This is a genomic window from Rahnella perminowiae (genome assembly GCF_019049755.1).
Lineage (GTDB): Bacteria > Pseudomonadota > Gammaproteobacteria > Enterobacterales > Enterobacteriaceae > Rahnella > Rahnella perminowiae.
Genome location: NZ_JAFMOS010000644.1, coordinates 41,870 through 61,291, shown reverse-complemented (window position 1 = coordinate 61,291; position 19,422 = coordinate 41,870). Strand labels below are relative to the sequence as shown.

The following is a 19,422-nucleotide window of genomic DNA, read 5'->3' as shown; positions in this document are numbered from 1 at the left end:
AGCCAGATGGCTCGCCTTTTTCATTTCTTCTGTCGCTAAATCTTCAGATACGCCCTGATCCCATCGAGGAACATCTGCGTCGAGAGCATGACCAGAATCAGGCCCATCAGGCGTTCGAGGGCGCTGACGCCTTTATCACCCAGCAGGCGCAGGAACAAGTTTGAGAGCAACAGGATTGCCATCGACATGCCCCACGCGATAAACAGCGCCAGCGTTAAGTGACTCATCTGGTTTGGATACTGGTGCGAAAGCAGCATCAGCGTGGCGAGAATCGACGGACCGGCGACCAGCGGGATCGCCATCGGGACGAGGAAGGGTTCTTCACCGGCAGGCAGTCCGCTGCTGCTTTTCTCTTCCGACGGGAAAATCATTTTGATGGCGATCAGGAACAGGATAATACCGCCGGAAATCGACACAGTTTCAGTGCGCAGATTCAGAAACGACAGGATTTTTTCACCGGCGAACAGGAAGATCAGCATCAGGATGAGTGCGATCAGCATTTCGCGGATCAACACCACACGGCGACGTTTCGGGTCGAGATGTTTTAATACCGACATAAAAATCGGTAAATTACCCAGCGGATCCATAATTAAAAACAGCAAAATAGTTGCTGAAATCATTTCGGTCATAACTACCTCAGAAAAAATGCCAGTTATATACCCGTCATACTTCAAGTCGCAGATGCGTTAACTGCGCTCACTCACGCCGGTCACTTAGTTGTCTAAGCTCCCCAGGCTTCCTGAGCTTGTCGCGTTACTCGCAGGGCCAGCGCAAGCGCTGTTCAAAAGCGGAAACTTTTGTCCTGCAACTCGAATTATTGAGGGTATAAGTTGCGCTGCTATTAAAAGCCGCACTATTGATTAAATTCACTTGCCACTTCTACTACATTTTGTAAGGTGGTAGACCCGCGCGTTAATGGGGCGCAGTGCATCAAAACAGGCACTCACTGAGTGCAAACGCGCGTTCAAGCCGTTTTAAGCAGTTATCACCCTCAGGGCAGGACAGATATTATGAAAAATGTAGGTTTCGTTGGCTGGCGTGGAATGGTCGGTTCTGTACTCATGCAACGCATGATTGAAGAACGCGATTTCGACGCTATCCGTCCGGTATTCTTCTCCACTTCTCAGCACGGTCAGGCCGCGCCTTCTTTCACGGGTCAGTCCGGAACCTTGCAGGATGCTTATGATCTGGACGCCCTGAGCGCACTGGACATTATAATCACCTGTCAGGGCGGCGATTATACCAATGAAATCTATCCGAAGCTGCGTGAAATCGGTTGGTCTGGCTACTGGATTGACGCAGCATCCTCTCTGAGAATGGAAGATGACGCGATAATCATCCTCGACCCGGTCAACAACGCCGTGATCCGTCAGGGCATTGATAAAGGCATCAAAACCTTTGTGGGCGGTAACTGTACCGTCAGTCTGATGCTGATGTCGCTCGGCGGCCTGTTCGCTCATGATCTCATCGAATGGGCGTCTGTCGCCACCTATCAGGCGGCCTCCGGCGGCGGTGCGCGGCACATGCGCGAACTGCTGACCCAGATGGGAATGCTGCATAACAGCGTGGCGAAAGAGCTGGAAAACCCGGCTTCCGCCATTCTGGATATCGAACGTAACGTAACGGCGCTGACCCGCAGCGGCACGTTGCCAACCGATAACTTTGGTGTTCCGCTGGCGGGTGGTCTGATCCCGTGGATAGATAAACAGCTCGACAATGGCCAGACCAAAGAAGAGTGGAAAGGTCAGGCGGAAACCAACAAAATCCTCGGTACTTCCAGCATTATTCCGGTAGATGGGCTGTGTGTCCGTATCGGCGCGCTGCGCTGCCACAGCCAGGCGTTTACGCTGAAACTGAAAAAAGACGTGTCGGTGCCGGAAATCGAACAGATACTGGCTTCGCATAACGACTGGGTTCGTGTGATCCCGAATGACCGCGAATTATCGATGCGTGAACTGACGCCAGCGGCAGTCACCGGCACCATGAACACGCCGGTCGGCCGTCTGCGTAAACTGAACATGGGCCCGCAATATCTTTCAGCGTTCACCGTCGGTGACCAGCTGCTATGGGGCGCGGCAGAACCTTTACGACGTATGTTGCGAATTCTTCTGTAATCCGCCGCCAGGTTGAAAACTGCCCTGTTTTCTTCACGATGACTTCTCACGGGACACCAGCACGGTGTCCCGTTTTTAATTCTGCCATCATTCTCTTCCCCCTTTATCCGCCTTTTTCCAGCGCAACTCTCTGAATTTCATTTTGTGAAAAATTCATTGGTTTCTTCACGCTGATTTTTCGAACCTTTGTCTATGCTTAGTAGAAGAGCTCTGCCTCTTTGAGAAGCTGAAATAAGCACTTATTTGGAAATTGTGACCGTAAGCGTGATCACGCACCTTTTGGCAAAACTGAAACATAGCCGGATCACAAAGCGGCGATAAAAAGGGGAGCACACTAGGATCACGTTTCGCATTGAATACTTGACTGATTTTATTGGATTTATTGATTTAATTAATCATAGGACGTAATACATGTCTGTACTTCCCGATCAGCACGTCATTAATCAAATCATATCTGGCCACTACGCTGATCCTTTTTCTCTGTTGGGAATGCACTCTGTGGCTGCCGGGCTGGAAGTACGTGCCCTGTTGCCGGATGCGGATCAGGTCTGGGTCATTGATGTAGAAAAAGGTAAACAGGTGGCAGAACTGCGTCGCTACGACGACCGCGGTTTCTTTGTCGGCCTGATCCCGCGCCGTAAAAATGCGTTTCGTTACCAGCTGAAGGTCCGCTGGGGCGAGAATCTCCAGGTGATTGATGACCCGTACCGTTTCGGCACGCTGTTGCAGGAACTGGATATCTGGCTGCTGGCAGAAGGCACACACCTGCGGCCTTACGAAAAACTCGGCGCGCATCTGCAAACGCTGGACGGCGTCGAGGGGGTGAGTTTTGCCGTCTGGGCACCGAACGCCATGCGGGTTTCCGTGGTCGGTGAATTCAACTTCTGGGACGGCCGCCGGCACCCGATGCGTCAGCGCCGCGAAAACGGTATCTGGGAACTCTTTATTCCCGCTGTCCGCGAAGGTCAGCTGTATAAATTCGAAATTATCGACTGCCGCGGGCAGGTCAGCTTGCGCGCCGACCCTTATGCTTTCGAGGCGCAGATGCGTCCGGACACCGCTTCGTGCGTACGGAAATTACCCGACGTCGTGCCGCATTCAGAAAGCAGAAAGAAAGCCAATGCGCTGAATCAGCCGGTTTCGGTATATGAAGTGCACCTGGGTTCATGGCGTCGTCATGCTGATGATAATTTCTGGCTGAGCTATGGCGAACTGGCCGAGCAACTGGTTTCTTATGCTAAATGGATGGGCTTTACGCACATTGAACTGATGCCGGTCAATGAACATCCGTTCGACGGAAGCTGGGGTTATCAGCCGCTTGGTATGTACGCGCCGACCCGTCGTTTCGGTACGCCCATGGAATTTAAAGCCTTTGTCGATGCGGCGCATAACGCCGGGCTGAACGTGATTCTTGACTGGGTGCCGGGACATTTCCCAAGCGACGCCTACGGTCTGGCACAGTTTGACGGCACCGCGCTGTACGAATATGCCGATCCGCGTGAAGGCTATCATCAGGACTGGAATACGCTGATTTATAACTACGGTCGCCATGAAGTGCGTAACTACCTGGCAGGCAATGGTTTTTACTGGATTGAGCGGTTTGGTATCGACGGCCTGCGTGTCGATGCAGTGGCTTCCATGATTTACCGCGATTACAGCCGTAAACCCGGAGAGTGGATCCCGAATTATTACGGCGGACGCGAAAACCTGGAAGCCATTTCTTTCCTCAAATACACCAACCAGACCATCGGACGCGAACTCGGTGGTGCGGTGACGCTGGCAGAAGAATCGACCGATTATCCTGGCGTCACCATGCCACCGGATGCCAACGGGCTGGGTTTTCATTACAAGTGGAATATGGGCTGGATGCACGATTCCCTGACCTATATGCAGCTTGATCCTGTTCACCGCAAATATCATCACAATCTCATGACATTCGGCGTCCTTTACGCCTACAGCGAGAACTTTATCTTGCCGCTGTCGCACGACGAAGTGGTGCACGGTAAGAAATCCTTGCTGGATAAAATGCCCGGCGACGTCTGGCAGAAATTCGCTAATCTGCGTGCCTACTACGGTTTTATGTGGGCGCACCCGGGCAAGAAACTGCTGTTTATGGGCAATGAATTTGCACAAGGGCGTGAGTGGAATTTCGACGCCAGCCTCGACTGGCACCTGCTCGACGATCCGACCAGCTGGCACAGCGGCGTACAGCATCTGGTACGCGACCTGAACCTGGTCTATCAGGCTAACGCGCCGTTATATGAGCTGGATTACAATCCCCGTGGCTTCGAATGGCTGGTGGTCGACGATCATGAAAACTCGATTTTCGCCTTTGCCCGCCGTGACGAACAGGGCGGTGAAGTGATCGTCATCAGTAACTTTACGCCGGTCCCGCGCGAGCATTATCGCATCGGTATCAGCCGTCCGGGTCGCTATCACGAAATCCTCAATACAGATTCGCATTACTACCGTGGCAGCAATGTCGGCAACGGCGGCGATATTTACAGTGAGAATATCAGCCATCATCAGCGTGACCATTCGATCAGCGTGACCATTCCACCGCTGGCGACGGTTTATTTGCGAAGGGAGGCGTAATGAAACAGCCCGGTCCCGGTCTGCCCGCGCCTTTTGGTGCGCATCTCAGAGATAACGGCGTCAATTTTTGCCTGTACTCCGCCCATGCGGAAAAAGTGGAGTTATGTCTTTTTGATGAGACCGGCAGTGAGCAGCATCTGCCCCTGACCGGGCGAACCGGCAACCTCTGGCATGGATTTGTGCCAGATCTCAAAGCCGGGCAGCGCTACGGTTACCGCGTTTACGGGCCATTCGATCCCCTAAAGGGCCACCGGTTTAACCCGAAAAAAGTGCTGATTGACCCGAGCGCCCGCGCGATTGACGGCGTACTGCTCGACAACGCACGGTTCACCGGCGGCACCAGTGCTCCGGACGAGAAAGACAGCGCCGTGGTTGCGCCTAAGTCGGTGGTGGTCGCCGGAAATTTCGACTGGGGTGATGATAAACCCCCGGCGAAACCCTGGGGCGAAACGGTGATTTACGAGGCACATGTCCGCGGCCTGACGCGCCAGCATCCGCATATTCCGGCCGCCATACGCGGCACCTATGCCGGGCTGGCACATCCGGTGATGCTTGAATACTTGCAGCATCTGGGCATTACCGCAATAGAACTGTTGCCGGTGCAGCATCATGCCGACGAACCGCGCCTGCAACGCCTCGGACTGAGCAATTACTGGGGCTACAACGTGTTGGCGCCTTGCGCTGTGGATCCGCGTTATGCCAGCGGACTGGGCGGTGTATCGGCGCTGAATGAATTTAAATCGGCAGTCAAAGCGCTGCACCAGGCGGGTATCGAGGTGATCCTGGACGTGGTGTTTAATCACAGCGCCGAGCTGGATATCGACGGTCCGTTTATTTCTTTTCGCGGCATCGACAACGCCAGCCTGTACTGGCTCAACGACGACGGCTCTGACAACAACATGACCGGTTGCGGTAACACAATGCGGCTGGTGGATGAGGAGATGATCGCCTGGACAATCGACAGCCTGCATTATTGGGTACGCGAATGTCACGTTGATGGGTTCCGCTTTGATTTAGCGACAGTTCTCGGCAGAACGCCGGAGTTTTCCGCTCAGTCACCGCTGTTCATGGCCATTAAGCAGGATGATGTTCTCTCAAAAATCAAACTGATTGCTGAGCCGTGGGATATCGGTACCGGCGGTTACCAGCTGGGGAATTTCCCGGCACCGTTTGCCGAATGGAGTGATGTATGGCGCGACAATATGCGTCAGTTCTGGCTGCATGGCGATCTTGCCCTCGGTCGGTTTGCCGGGCGTTTTGCAGGCTCTGCCGACACGTTCATCCCGGCACAGCGTGAACCTTACGCCAGCATCAACATGCTGACGGCACATGACGGCTTCACGTTGCGCGATCTTGTCAGTTTTAACCACAAACATAACCAGGCTAACGGTGAAGAAAACCGCGACGGCCATAACGAAAATTTCAGCCAAAACCACGGTCAGGAGGGGCTGGAGGCGCCTGATGACATATTACAGCAGCGCCGTCTCAGCCAGCGGGCCTTGCTGGCGACGCTGTTTTTATCACAGGGTACACCGATGTTGCTGGCCGGTGATGAACTCGGTAATAGCCAGTCGGGTAATAACAATGCTTATTGCCAGGACAATCCGATGACCTGGCTCGACTGGGAAAGCGCAGATGAAAGCCTGATGGCCTATGCCAGCGCACTGATTGCGCTGCGCCGGAAAATTCCGGCACTGACGCAAAACCGCTGGTGGCAGGAGGGCAGCGGGGAGGTGCAATGGCTGAATCAACAAGGGCAACCAATGAGTCCCGGTGACTGGGAGCAGGGTCCGCAGCAGTGGCTGCAAATCTGCCTGTCACAGCGCTGGTTGGTTATCGTTAATGCCTCACTGCACGAGGTGGATTTGCACCTGCCGTCGGGAAACTGGCAGCCGGTGGCACCGTTCAACAGCGTGCTTTTTGATGAGGAACCCCGGCGTGTCATGGAAGGCTCGCAATGGCGGGCGGCAGCAAAAACCCTCTGTGTCCTACAAGATTTCACTCCACAGAGCCGGTCATTATAAAAATGAAGGAGTCAGATATGGCGACATTAGATAACCGGGACCCGGTCATGCTGGCAAGACAGTTGCCGCTGAAATCCGTGGCATTAATCCTTGCCGGGGGACGGGGTTCAAGGTTGAAAGATTTGACCGCAACCCGGGCAAAACCCGCCGTTCATTTTGGCGGGAAATTCCGCATCATTGATTTTGCCCTGTCAAATTGCCTGAACTCTGGCATCCGCCGCATCGGCGTAATCACCCAATATCAGTCACACACGCTGGTTCAGCATATCCAGCGTGGCTGGTCTTTCCTCAATGAAGAAATGAACGAATTTGTGGATTTACTCCCGGCGCAGCAACGCCACAGTACCGAGCACTGGTACAAAGGGACTGCCGATGCGGTTTATCAGAATCTGGATATTATCCGTCGTTATAAGGCCGAATTTGTGGTGATCCTGGCGGGCGATCATATCTACAAAATGGATTACTCACGGATGCTGATCGACCATGTGCAGAAAGGCGGTGAATGTACCGTCGCCTGCCTGGAAGTACCGCGCGCCGAAGCCAGTGAATTCGGTGTTATCGGCGTCACTGAGGATTATCACATCACCAGTTTCGTTGAAAAACCCAAAGACCCGCCGCCGATGCCCGGCAATCCCGATATGGCGCTGGCGAGCATGGGCATCTACATTTTTAATGCAGATTATCTGTTTCGCATGCTTGAAGAAGACATGGCGAGTGAAGAGTCGAGCCATGATTTCGGCAAAGACCTGATCCCCAAACTGACCCGTCAGGGCGTTGCCCGTGCGCATCCGTTTGGTCTTTCCTGTGTCACGCAAAACGATGAGGCGCCGCCGTACTGGCGTGATGTCGGTACGCTGGAGGCTTACTGGCGCGCCAATCTGGATCTGGCTTCCGTCACGCCGGAGCTGGATATGTATGACCGCGACTGGCCGATCCGGACTCATATGGAGCCGCTGCCGCCCGCCAAATTTGTACAGGATCGCTCCGGCAGTCACGGCATGACCATGAATTCACTGGTAGCCGGTGGTGTGATTGTTTCCGGTTCGGTGGTGGTGCATTCCGTACTGTTCCCGCGGGTACGGGTCAATTCTTTCTGCAATATCGATTCGGCCATCATCCTGCCGGATGTGAATGTCGGTCGTTCATGCCGTTTACGCAAATGCGTCATTGACCGCGCTTGTCAGATCCCTGAAGGCATGGTGATTGGTGAGAATGCCGAGGAAGACAGCCGGCGTTTCTACCGTTCGGAAGGTGGCGTAGTGCTGGTGACCCGCGCAATGCTGGCGAAGCTTTAAACAGACGATATTAATACGAATTTTCGTCATCCTGGTGAGCGCCGGGATGACCGGGATAATCAGGAGCGCGAATGCAGGTTTTACATGTTTGTTCTGAGCTGTTTCCGCTATTAAAAACAGGCGGCCTTGCGGATGTCGCCGGTGCATTACCCGCCGCTCAGATTGCGGAGGGCGCGGATGTCCGCGTACTCATTCCGGCTTTCCCTGACGTCAAAAAAGGGCTGGGGGAAACGCAGGTGATTGGTACGCTGGCCACCTTTGCCGGGGATGTCACCCTTTCACTGGGTTATTTTGATGGCGTGGGTATTTATATTATTGATGTACCGGGATTGTATGACCGTCCCGGTAGCCCGTATCACGATCAATCGTCGTTCGCCTATCCGGATAATCATTTGCGCTTTGCGCTGCTGGGCTGGATGGCCTGTGAACTGGCCCTGAATTTCGATCCGCAGTGGCGGCCTGACATTGTCCATTCTCATGACTGGCACGCCGGGCTGTGTTCCGCCTATATCCGCGCCCGCAATGCGCCCGTTCGGACGATTTTCACCGTACATAATCTGGCGTTTCAGGGATTGTTTGGTGCACATCATCTCGATGAGCTGTATATCCCGCGCGAGTTCTTTCAGATGCACGGGCTGGAATTCTATGGCCAGATATCTTTTCTGAAAGCCGGTCTGTTCTATTCTGATCACGTGACGACCGTCAGCCCGACGTATGCAAAAGAAATCACCCGTCCCGAATTTGGTTACGGCATGGAATCTTTGCTGCTGGAACGTGAAATGCAGGGGCGACTTACGGGGATCCTTAACGGGGTCGATGAAGCCATCTGGCAGCCACGTGATGACGTGTTGCTGTCGGCACGCTACGATGCGGAGGATTTACGCGCCAAAGCGGTCAATAAAGCCTATCTGCAAAGGGCGATGGGACTGGATGTTGATGATTCGCGTCTGGTGTTTGCGGTTGTGAGTCGTCTGACCAGCCAGAAAGGGCTGGATCTGGTGCTTGAAGCCTTACCGGACTTGCTCGAACGCGGGGGCCAGTTAGCGCTTTTGGGCGCGGGTGATGCGGTGCTGCAACAGGCATTTCTGGCGGCAGCGGCAGATAATCCGGGGCAGGTTGGCGTGCAACTTGGCTATCACGAAGCGTTTTCCCACCGTATTATCGGTGGGGCGGACGTCATTATGGTGCCAAGCCGATTTGAACCTTGCGGTTTAACCCAGTTGTATGGCCTTAAATACGGCACATTACCGCTGGTGCGCCGCACCGGTGGGCTGGCTGATACGGTGGTCGATTGTGCGCTGGAAAATCTGGCCGACGGAACAGCCAGTGGTTTTGTCTTTGAAGAAGCAACGGGGAAATCGCTGGGAAATGCGATCCGCCGGGCATTTGTTTTGTGGAGCCGACCGAAACACTGGCGACACGTCCAGCAACACGCCATGGGTATTGATTTCGGCTGGAAGGTGGCTGCACAGGAATATATTGCCCTGTACAACCGCCTGCTGTCCTGACCCTGAACGCAGCTAACTTGATCGGGAATGTAACGTTATGACTTCACCGTTTAATTACAACTCACCGACAGTCAGTGTCGAAGCGCTTAAGCATTCTATTGCCTATAAACTGATGTTTATCATCGGCAAAGATCCGTCTATTGCGACACAACACGACTGGCTGAACGCCACATTGTTTGCGGTGCGCGACCGTATGGTGGAACGCTGGTTGCGTTCTAACCGGGCGCAAACCTCACAGGACGTACGACAGGTTTATTACCTGTCGATGGAGTTTCTGATTGGACGGACGCTTTCCAATGCGCTGCTGGCGATGGGCATTTACGATGACCTGAAAAACGCGCTTGATGAAATGGGCTTTGATCTGGAAGAACTGATCGGGGAAGAAAATGATCCCGGTTTAGGTAACGGCGGCCTCGGGCGGCTGGCGGCCTGTTTCCTTGATTCACTGGCAACGCTGGCGCTGCCGGGGCGTGGTTACGGCATCCGTTATGAATATGGTATGTTCGCGCAAAGCATCATCAACGGTGAGCAAAAAGAAGCGCCGGATTACTGGCTGGAATACGGTAATCCGTGGGAGTTCCAGCGTTATAACACCCGTTATAAAGTGCGTTTCGGCGGACGTGTGCAACATGAAGGCATCAAAACCCGCTGGCTGGAAACGGAAGAAGTCATTGCCTGCGCCTATGACCAGGTCATTCCCGGCTACGATACCGACGCCACCAACACGCTGCGCTTGTGGGGCGCGCAGGCCAGTAATGAAATCAATCTGGGTAAATTCAATCAGGGTGATTATTTCGCGGCGGTGGAAGACAAAAACCACTCTGAGAACGTATCCCGCGTGTTGTATCCCGATGACTCGACCTACTCCGGTCGCGAGTTGCGCTTGCGGCAGGAGTATTTCCTGGTGTCGGCAACCGTGCAGGATATCCTCAACCGGCATTACACCACGCACCATACTTACGACAATCTGGCCGATAAAATCGCCATTCACCTCAATGACACGCATCCGGTGCTGTCGATCCCTGAGCTGATGCGTCTGCTCATCGATGAGCATAAATTCGAGTGGAAAGCCGCGTGGGAAACTGTGTGTCACGTTTTCTCTTACACCAATCACACGCTGATGAGTGAAGCTCTGGAAACCTGGCCGGTAGACATGATCGGTAAGATCCTGCCACGTCATCTGGAGATTATTTTCCAGATTAACGATCACTTCCTGAAAGAAGTGGCGGAAAAGATCCCCAATGATAATGGCCTGCTGTCACGGGTCTCGATTATCGATGAAGGCAACGGTCGTAAAGTGCGGATGGCGTGGCTTGCTGTGATCGCCAGTCATAAAGTTAACGGTGTTTCCGAACTGCATTCCGAGCTGATGGTGCAATCGCTGTTCGCCGATTTCGCCCGTGTTTATCCTGACCGTTTTTGTAATAAAACCAATGGCGTCACGCCGCGCCGCTGGCTGGCGCTGGCCAATAAACCGCTGTCAGCGGTGATTGATGATGCTATCGGCAAGACCTGGCGTTCTGATCTGAGCCAGCTGGCGGAACTGGAGCAGAATCTGGATTATCCGAGCTTCCTGCAGGCAATCCGTAAGGCCAAGCTGGACAACAAAAAACGGCTGGCGCTGTATATTGCCCAGAAGCTGAACATCGTGGTTGATCCGAAAAGTCTTTTTGATGTGCAGATTAAGCGCATCCATGAATATAAACGTCAGCTGATGAACGTGTTGCATGTCATCACCCGCTATAACCGTATCCTCGAAGAACCGGACGCCGAATGGGTGCCACGCACGGTGATTTTTGCCGGTAAAGCGGCCTCGGCGTATTACGCAGCGAAGCAGATCATCCGGCTGATCAATGACGTGGCGGCGGTGATCAACAACGATCCGCGTGTGGCTAACAAACTCAAGATCGTTTTCATTCCGAACTACAGTGTCAGTCTGGCCCAGCTGATTATCCCGGCAGCTGATCTTTCCGAGCAAATCTCGCTGGCGGGCACTGAAGCATCCGGCACCAGTAACATGAAGTTTGCCCTTAACGGCGCACTGACGATAGGCACGCTGGACGGTGCCAATGTCGAAATGCTCGAACATGTGGGTGAGGAGAATATCTTTATCTTTGGCAACACCACGCCACAGGTCGAGGAATTACGCCGCAAGGGCTACAACCCGCATACCTATTTCGAGCAGGATGCCGAACTGCATCAGGTGCTGACGCAAATCGCCACTGGCGTCTTTAGTCCGGCCGAGCCGAAGCGTTACACCAATTTGTTCGATACGCTGGTCAACCTCGGTGATCACTATCAGGTACTGGCGGATTATCGCAGTTATGTCGATACGCAGGATAAAGTCGATGAGCTGTATAAACTGCCGGAGGAGTGGACGCGACGCACGTTACATAACATCGCCAATATGGGCTATTTCTCCTCGGACCGTACCATTCAGGAATACGCCGATGAGATCTGGAACATTAAGCCGGTGAAGTTGTAGAGCGGGAATAAAGGTGGGACTTTCAGCTCCTCCCCCTGCGAAGGGGAGGAGCTGATTAAATCAAGACGCCAGCGACAAATGTTTCTTCTGCTGTTTGTGTGTTTCCAGCCATTCAGCAACGCGTTGTTGCTGGGTTTTATCCAGCCACATGCCAAGTTTGGTGCGACGCCAGATGGCATCATCAAGCTGTGAAACCCACTCTTTTTCCACCAGATAACGCAGTTCCGCTTCGTAGAATCCGTGACCGAAATCTTCGCCCAGCGACGCCAGACTGGTTGCGCCATTCAGCAGCAACTCTGTCTGACTGCCATAGGTGCGCGCATAACGGCGAGCCAGAGGTTCCGGTAACCATTTGAAACGGTTACGTAAATTAGCACTGTAAGTATCACGGTCACCATTGAGTTTCCCGCCAGGCAGTATTGCCGTTTTGGTCCACGCCGGGCCGGCTTTCGGATAGTACTTCACCAGTTTTTCCAGTGCGTGTTCCGCCAGTTTACGGTAGGTGGTCAGCTTGCCGCCAAATACAGAAAGCAGCGGCGCTTTGCCATCCTGATCGTGAACGTCGAGGGTATAATCACGGGTGACAGCCTGCGGTGAATCTGATTCGTCATCGCACAGCGGACGCACGCCGGAGTAGGTCCAGACAATGTCTTCTGTGGTCAGCTGTTTCTTAAAGTGATCGTTGTAAACTTTCAGCAGATAACCGATCTCTTTATCATCAATTTTTACTTCTTTCGGATCGCCGTGATATTCCACGTCGGTTGTCCCGATGATCGAGAATTCATCCATCCACGGGATCACAAACACAATGCGGTGATCTTCGTTTTGCAGAATGTAAGCCTGAGGCTGATTGTGCGCGCGCGGCACCACAATATGGCTACCTTTGATCAGACGGATGCCATAGGGTGATTTCAACTTCAGGCCGTCGTCGAAGAAATGTTTTACCCATGGACCGGTGGCGTTCACCAGACCTTTGGCGCGCCAGGTAAAGGTTTTGCCGGTATCGATCTCTTCGGCTTCCACCATCCACAGTCCGTCTTCACGCCAAGCACGGGTCACGCGGGTACGTGTGCGGACTTCGCCGCCACGCGCTTCCACTTCCTGGGCATTGACGACCACTAAACGCGCGTCGTCAACCCAGCAGTCCGAGTATTCAAAACCTTTGGTCAGTTCTGGCTTCAGCACAGAATCACTGCCGAATTTCAGGCTTTTACTGGCCGGCAGGCTGGTGCGTTTGCCCAGATGGTCGTACAGGAACAAACCGGCGCGGATCATCCAGGCCGGGCGCAGATGCGGCTGATGTGGCAAACGGAAACGCATCGGGAAAGCAATATGCGGTGCCATTTTCAACAACACTTCACGTTCGGCCAGCGCTTCGCTGACCAGACGGAATTCGTAATGTTCCAGATAGCGCAGGCCACCGTGGATCAGTTTAGAACTGGCCGAAGAGGTCGCGCAGGCCAAGTCTTGCGCTTCAAGCAGCAGAACAGACAGCCCGCGGCCAGCTGCATCTACTGCGATGCCGGTACCATTAATACCGCCACCAATTACGATCAAGTCTTTGGTTTCCACGTCATCTTCCTCCAGATGTTCGCAATAGCTCTTTTATGTTCGTTTTCGCTCATGATTGTAATCGAGAATCGACATACAAGCCAAGCGTTAACCAAATAAAAACAATTATGCGTGATGGAGGTAACATTTTTGTGGCGGTTTCGAGCAAAATGGTAAAGGGAGGACGAAACCGAACGCTGCTACGCGTGGAATTTTTCGAAATTGTTCGTTTTGGTCTGGCGGATGGGGGGGAAGAAAAGCAGGAGCGCCAGAGCGACGCTCCCTAAATCCAGGAAAATCAGCAGAGTTCGAGATGTACGTCGTACTTATCGATGATTTGCTTCACGCTGTCCGGCGGCTGTTTGTCGGTGAACAGATAATGGATCAGATCCATTTTGCCGAGGTTAACCATCGCATTGCGACCAAATTTGGAATGGTCGGTTACCAACATAACGCAGCGGGAGTTTTCGATAATGGCACGTTTGGTACGGGCTTCGTGATAGTCGAATTCGAGCAGTGAACCGTCCATATCAATGCCGCTGATGCCGAGAATGCCGTAATCAAGGCGGAACTGTGAGATGAAATCCAGCGTTGCTTCGCCCATGATACCGCCATCGCGGGCACGTACTTCGCCGCCTGCGAGGAATAAACGAAAATCCTCCTTGGCCGTCAGCAGTGTCGCAACGTTCAGATTATTGGTCACGATGCGCAGATTTTTATGGTTAAGCAGTGCGTGTGCCACGGCTTCCGGCGTGGTACCGATATCAATAAACAGCGTTGAGCCATCAGGGATCTGGCTGGCGACGCGTTCGGCGATACGCGCTTTCGCTTCCGACCACATCACTTTACGGTCGTTGTATGCCGCATTCACTGAGCTGGACGGCAAGGCCGCGCCGCCATGGTGACGGTGAATTTTATTCTGTTCAGCCAGATCATTGAGATCACGGCGGATAGTCTGTGGGCTGACTGCAAAATGTTCCACCAGTTCTTCGGTACTGACATAGCCTTGCTGGCGAACTAAATCGATAATGGCATCATGGCGTTGTGTTTGTTTCACCCGAATCCCCTACTTACTTTTTTTGTTGCGCGGAGTGCGCGTATCAACAAATGCCATGACCAGGCCGAGACCCAGACCAAACGCATGGGCGGCATTCGACACGGCCGCGCCGCCGGTTGCATAACCAATGAACATGAAAATCAACGAAATGACCAGTAATCCGCCGGGGACGTACAGACGACTTTCCGGTTTCAGCTGGCCGGTCAGCCAGGCGTAACCCATCAGCGCGTAAACCACACCGGACAAACCACCGAACCACGAACCATTGACCATTGACTGGCCCCAGCCGCTGATCAGGGCTGAAATGAGAGTCACGGTAAACAGTTTGCCGCTACCCAGATGCATCTCAATCTGGCTGGCGAGATACCACCACCAGGCCAGATTAATCAGCAGGGCAATAAAGGAGAAGTTCATCAGAGCCGGAGTGAACCAGCGCCATAACTGGAAAACGCGTGAACTGTCCGGCCAGGCCAGCCAGTTCATCACCAGTTCGTCGCCGACCATCTGTTGCAGGATAAACACTGCAAGACTCAGCACAATCATGCCAATCGTCAGGGGGCCGGCGCGGCTGCGCAGGGTTTTCAGAAACGGTGTATGTGACATCCGCAAATTGGGCTGCGCCTTGCCGGTTTTCCAGCTGGCTTCCTGATAGCGCGGATGCAGCGGATCGCGCACAAACAGCGCCACCTGCTTTTCGGCTTCTTCCAGGCGGGATTCATCTTCCAGCCAGAGCTGCACTTCCTGACTTTCATGTTTCATCGTCAGCGTAAAACCCTGCGTTGCCATGTAATCGACAAAAGCCTGAGCGAGGCGGGGGTTGTTCAGATTAAGAATGCGCACCATAGCGTTAAGCGGTTTCCCTAATTGTTTGATTTGTTGCCGTCATTTTAGGGCAATACCTTATCTGCCAGCGTGGGGGATGTCGATTATAACGTCAGAAGGATAAAGGAGGGGAATTTAGGCATGCTGTGCGGTTATCTGCGAATAGAAAATTATAGTGATGTGATGAGGATCGAAGTCTTTTGCAACACCGCCGGATGACGGTGTTGCAAAATCAAGCCCTTAAAGCCCTTCAAGCGCCTGTTGCAGATCAGCAATCAGGTCTTCGGTGTCTTCGATACCGATGCTGATGCGCACCAGCCCGTCGGTGATACCGCTCTGACGGCGGACTTCCGGCGCGACGGCGCTGTGCGTGGTGGATGCCGGATGGCAGGCCAGCGAATCGGTGTCGCCGAGCGAGACCGCCTGCGTGATAATGCTCAGCTTATCAAGGAAAGTCCGTGCGGCGTTCAGCCCGCCTTTCAGCTCAATCGCCATGATGCCGCCAAACAGTTTCATCTGGCGTGAGGCGGTGGCGTGTCCCGGATGCTGTTTCAGCCCCGGATAGAACACGGTGTCTACCGCGCTGTGGCTGTCGAGGAATTCCGCCACCGCCTGTGCGCTCAGCGAACTGGCTTCGACGCGCAGCGGCAGTGTTTTCAGGCCGCGGATCAGCAAACTGGCTTCGAACGGGCTCAGGTTACCGCCAAATTGTTTCAGACTCAGGGTACGGATGGGCGTGATCAACGCCGCCGAACCGGCCACCACACCGCCGGTCGCATCGCCATGACCGCTGATGTATTTGGTCGCGGAATGCAGAACGATATCAATACCCAGCGCCAGCGGACGTGTCAGGTACGGCGTGGCGAAAGTGTTATCCGCCACACTGACCGCACCGGCCGCTTTGGAAAGACGCGCGATTTCTGCCAGATCGGCGATATCCAGCCCCGGATTAGCGGGAGTTTCCACCAGTACCACTTTGGTATTTTTGGTGAATGCGGCTTCCAGTTCATTCACATTCGCAACGTGAACCGGTTTGATACCATATCGCGGCAGCAAATTACGCACTACGCCTTCGGTACCGCCGTACAGCGTGCCGATATGAATGATTTCATCGCCGGGAACCAGCAGGGCAAACAGCGTGGCGCTGATCGCCGCCATGCCACTGGCACAGGCGACGGCGGTTTCTGCGCCTTCGAGCGCTGCCAGTTTTTGTTCGAAAACGGCCACGGTCGGATTGGCGAAACGGCTGTAAATATAGCCCGGTTCTTCACCGCTGAAACGGCGTGCGCCGCTGTCGAAATCCGGGTATGAAAATGCCGATGCGGCGGTGATTGGCGTGGCAATGGCGCCGGTCAGAGCATCGGGCTGCTGTCCACCATGAACGGCGAGCGTACGCAACCCTAAAGAACGTGAAGTGTTCAGATTTTTCATCTTGAAATCCTGTCGATAGTAGGCGGAAATTATATCAACACTGGAGAAAGGTAGCTTTTTCGGCTTAAGAATATTTTCGGCGCAAACCCGATAGCCTGGTTATAAAGACTATAGCTTGCGCCAGGGACAAATAAAGAGAGGATCAGACTTCAATATCTTGCGGGAAAGTTTTTGACCAGGCTTCGAAACCGCCGTCAACGCTGTAGACTGATTCGAAACCCTGAGAGATCAGAAACTGTGCGGCACCCCGGCTGCTGATACCGTGATAGCACATCACCAGCACCGGTGTTTTGGCATCGGTCTGCTGAATAAATTCAGGCAGGCTGTCGTTACTCAGATGCCAGGCACCCGGTGCATGTGCTGCGCCGAAGCTTTGCGGGTCGCGGATATCGACCATCACCGCTTCGCCAGCTGTCAGGCGGTTACGGGCTTGTTCTACGCTGATTGCTTCAAATTGTTCCATTCTGGTCGTGCCTCATAAAAGGTGATGCCCACATTCTACCCAATAACGGCACAACTAAGACCAGACAAAGAGAAGGGATAAAGTTAAACCAGGATCACTTTCACGCCTTTTTGGCGTAACTGTCCGATGATTTCATCGCTCGCTTCTTTGCCGGTGATCAGCACATCAATTTGTTCGGTGCGGCTGAACAACATGCCTGCACGTTGACCGATTTTGCTGCTGTCGACCAGCACCGCCAGATTTCCCACATAATTGAGCATCTTCTGTTCGGCCATTGCGGTAAGCATATCAGTTTTGTACAGGCCGTCGGGGGTCAGCCCGGCACCGCTGGTAAACATCCAGTGCCCCGCATACAGACTGGCGTCGCCGTCCTGAGGTGCCAGCGTAATGGACTGACTTTTATTGTACTGCCCCCCCATGATCACCACGCTGTCGTGCTCCTGCTCAATCAGGTAATTAGCCAGCGGCAGATAATTAGTGATGACCTGAATGTCTTTTCCGCACATTTCACGGCCCAGCAGAAATGCCGTCGAACCGCAGTTAATCACCACGCTTTCACCCGGCAGGCACAGTTCGGCTGCTGCTTTAGCGATACGCATTTTCTCGTTGAGATTGTGCGTCTGGTGAATATTCAGCGGTGTCCAGTTCTGACGTGGCTGATTAACGGCTTCCGCGCCGTTGCGCACTTTACGCAACTTCCCCAGTTCATTGAGCTTGGTAATGTCACGACGCGCCGTGGCCGGTGAAATATCAAATTGATCAATCACATCGGCAACGGAAATCTGCCCCTGGCGTTGTAGCAGATCGAGAATGGCATTGTGGCGTTGTGGCTCAGTCATGGTGGCTCCGCAGGTAAATAGGTGATTACCGCGTGATTATAAACGAGCAGTAATGGCAATTACATTGTTAATAAAAAGGCGGAGTCTGTTGCCTCCGCCTTTTAGAAAGATGTCTTACAGGAAGGATTTGAACGGTAAATCCGTGTCTGTGCTGAAGCAGTCGTCAAAACCACGCGGGTAATGATATTCGAAATTATCTTTATCATCCGGATAGGTGAATTTGCCGCCTACCTGCCAGATAAAGGGCTTGAAGCCGTATTTCAGACGGTCTTTTTTCATCTCCCACAGCACACGTATTTCCTGGGGATCGGCCTGGAAATTAGACCAGATATCATGATGGAACGGGATCACCACTTTGGTTCTCAGTGATTCCGCCATACGCAGCATATCGACACTGGTCATTTTGTCGGTCACGCCGCGCGGGTTCTCGCCGTACGAGCCGAGTGCCACGTCAATCTGGTACTCATTGCCGTGTTTGGCATAGTAGTTGGAATAGTGCGAGTCGCCGCTGTGATACAGGTTTCCGCCCGGCGTTTTGAACAGATAATTCACTGCACGCTGATCCATCATATCGGGTAATACGCCCGCAGCTTTCTGGCCGGCGGGCAGGGTGATCAGCACCGTGCGGTCAAAAGAATCCAGCGCGTGGATTTCCACATCTTTGATTCTCACCACTTTGCCCGGCGTCATCACGATGCACCGGTTTGCCGGTACGCCCCAGCTCATCCACAAGTCCACGCAGGTTTGCGGGCCGATAAAGGGCACGTCGGCAGAACAATTTTGCATGACGGCAGCGGCGACGTTCACATCAATATGATCATTGTGATCGTGAGTGGATAACACTGCGTCGATCTCCCTGATCGCAAAGGGATCGAGCACAAACGGCGTAGTGCGCAGATTCGGCTGTAGCTTCTTCACACCGGCCATGCGCTGCATCTGGTGGCCGGTTTTCATCAGCGGGCTGCTGTGATTTTGCTTGCCGACGCCGCACCAGAAATCGACACAAATATTCGCACCGCCCTCTGATTTCAGCCAGACCCCCGTGCAGCCCAGCCACCACATGGCAAACGTGCCCGGTGCGACCTTTTCCTGCTCGATTTCTTCGTTTAACCAGGTGCCCCATTCCGGAAAGGTACTGAGGATCCAGGACTCGCGGCTGATCGTTTCTACTTTGCTCATAATATTTCCTCATTTGAATTTGCTTTGAAAATCGAATCACAATAAATCATTTAATGATT

14 protein-coding genes are annotated in these 19,422 nt (G+C 53.4%); 6 read left to right on the top strand and 8 right to left on the bottom strand.

Annotated features, from left to right (window positions below; translation table 11 throughout):
• Window positions 1–35 precede the first annotated feature (35 nt).
• The gene (locus J1785_RS26025; RefSeq protein ID WP_013573548.1) at window positions 36–629 is read right to left on the bottom strand and encodes a YhgN family NAAT transporter; all 594 of its coding nucleotides are present in this window, start codon (window positions 627–629) and stop codon (window positions 36–38) included.
• 381 nt (window positions 630–1,010) lie between these two features.
• Here J1785_RS26025 and asd point away from each other — a divergent pair, with 381 nt between their 5' ends.
• The 6 genes from asd (at window position 1,011) to glgP (ending at window position 12,021) form a co-directional block, all read left to right on the top strand.
• A complete protein-coding gene (gene asd, locus J1785_RS26020; RefSeq protein WP_129991478.1) occupies window positions 1,011–2,114 on the top strand; it encodes an aspartate-semialdehyde dehydrogenase in 1,104 nt (367 codons plus the stop codon).
• 411 nt (window positions 2,115–2,525) lie between these two features.
• Window positions 2,526–4,709, top strand: coding sequence for a 1,4-alpha-glucan branching protein GlgB (gene glgB / locus J1785_RS26015; protein WP_217221031.1), 2,184 nt, complete (start codon window positions 2,526–2,528; stop codon window positions 4,707–4,709).
• Window positions 4,709–6,733 (top strand): glycogen debranching protein GlgX, encoded by a 2,025-nt coding sequence (gene glgX, locus J1785_RS26010; protein WP_217221030.1) that lies wholly within the window; start codon window positions 4,709–4,711, stop codon window positions 6,731–6,733. The genes glgB and glgX overlap by 1 nt, the downstream gene beginning before the upstream one ends.
• Before the next feature lie 17 nt (window positions 6,734–6,750).
• Complete coding sequence (gene glgC, locus J1785_RS26005; protein ID WP_129953841.1) at window positions 6,751–8,028, top strand: glucose-1-phosphate adenylyltransferase; 1,278 nt, start codon at window positions 6,751–6,753, stop codon at window positions 8,026–8,028.
• 71 nt (window positions 8,029–8,099) lie between these two features.
• A complete protein-coding gene (gene glgA, locus J1785_RS26000) occupies window positions 8,100–9,536 on the top strand; it encodes a glycogen synthase GlgA (RefSeq protein WP_129953840.1) in 1,437 nt (478 codons plus the stop codon).
• 37 nt (window positions 9,537–9,573) lie between these two features.
• A complete protein-coding gene (gene glgP, locus J1785_RS25995) occupies window positions 9,574–12,021 on the top strand; it encodes a glycogen phosphorylase (protein WP_129953839.1) in 2,448 nt (815 codons plus the stop codon).
• Between the two features lie 60 nt (window positions 12,022–12,081).
• Here glgP and glpD read toward each other — a convergent pair whose 3' ends face one another.
• The 7 genes from glpD to ulaG form a co-directional block, all read right to left on the bottom strand.
• Complete coding sequence (gene glpD, locus J1785_RS25990) at window positions 12,082–13,593, bottom strand: glycerol-3-phosphate dehydrogenase (protein WP_129953838.1); 1,512 nt, start codon at window positions 13,591–13,593, stop codon at window positions 12,082–12,084.
• A 277-nt stretch (window positions 13,594–13,870) separates the two neighbouring features.
• Window positions 13,871–14,629, bottom strand: coding sequence for a DeoR/GlpR family transcriptional regulator (locus J1785_RS25985; protein ID WP_013573556.1), 759 nt, complete (start codon window positions 14,627–14,629; stop codon window positions 13,871–13,873).
• A 9-nt stretch (window positions 14,630–14,638) separates the two neighbouring features.
• Window positions 14,639–15,472, bottom strand: a complete 834-nt coding sequence (gene glpG, locus J1785_RS25980) for a rhomboid family intramembrane serine protease GlpG (RefSeq protein ID WP_129953837.1) — start codon at window positions 15,470–15,472, stop codon at window positions 14,639–14,641.
• A 219-nt stretch (window positions 15,473–15,691) separates the two neighbouring features.
• Window positions 15,692–16,882, bottom strand: a complete 1,191-nt coding sequence (locus J1785_RS25975) for a trans-sulfuration enzyme family protein (protein WP_129953836.1) — start codon at window positions 16,880–16,882, stop codon at window positions 15,692–15,694.
• 142 nt (window positions 16,883–17,024) lie between these two features.
• Window positions 17,025–17,345 (bottom strand): thiosulfate sulfurtransferase GlpE, encoded by a 321-nt coding sequence (glpE, locus tag J1785_RS25970; RefSeq protein ID WP_129953835.1) that lies wholly within the window; start codon window positions 17,343–17,345, stop codon window positions 17,025–17,027.
• A gap of 83 nt (window positions 17,346–17,428) precedes the next feature.
• Window positions 17,429–18,184, bottom strand: a complete 756-nt coding sequence (gene ulaR, locus J1785_RS25965; RefSeq protein ID WP_217221029.1) for an HTH-type transcriptional regulator UlaR — start codon at window positions 18,182–18,184, stop codon at window positions 17,429–17,431.
• 114 nt (window positions 18,185–18,298) lie between these two features.
• Window positions 18,299–19,363, bottom strand: coding sequence for an L-ascorbate 6-phosphate lactonase (gene ulaG / locus J1785_RS25960; RefSeq protein ID WP_129991475.1), 1,065 nt, complete (start codon window positions 19,361–19,363; stop codon window positions 18,299–18,301).
• Window positions 19,364–19,422: the final 59 nt, after the last annotated feature.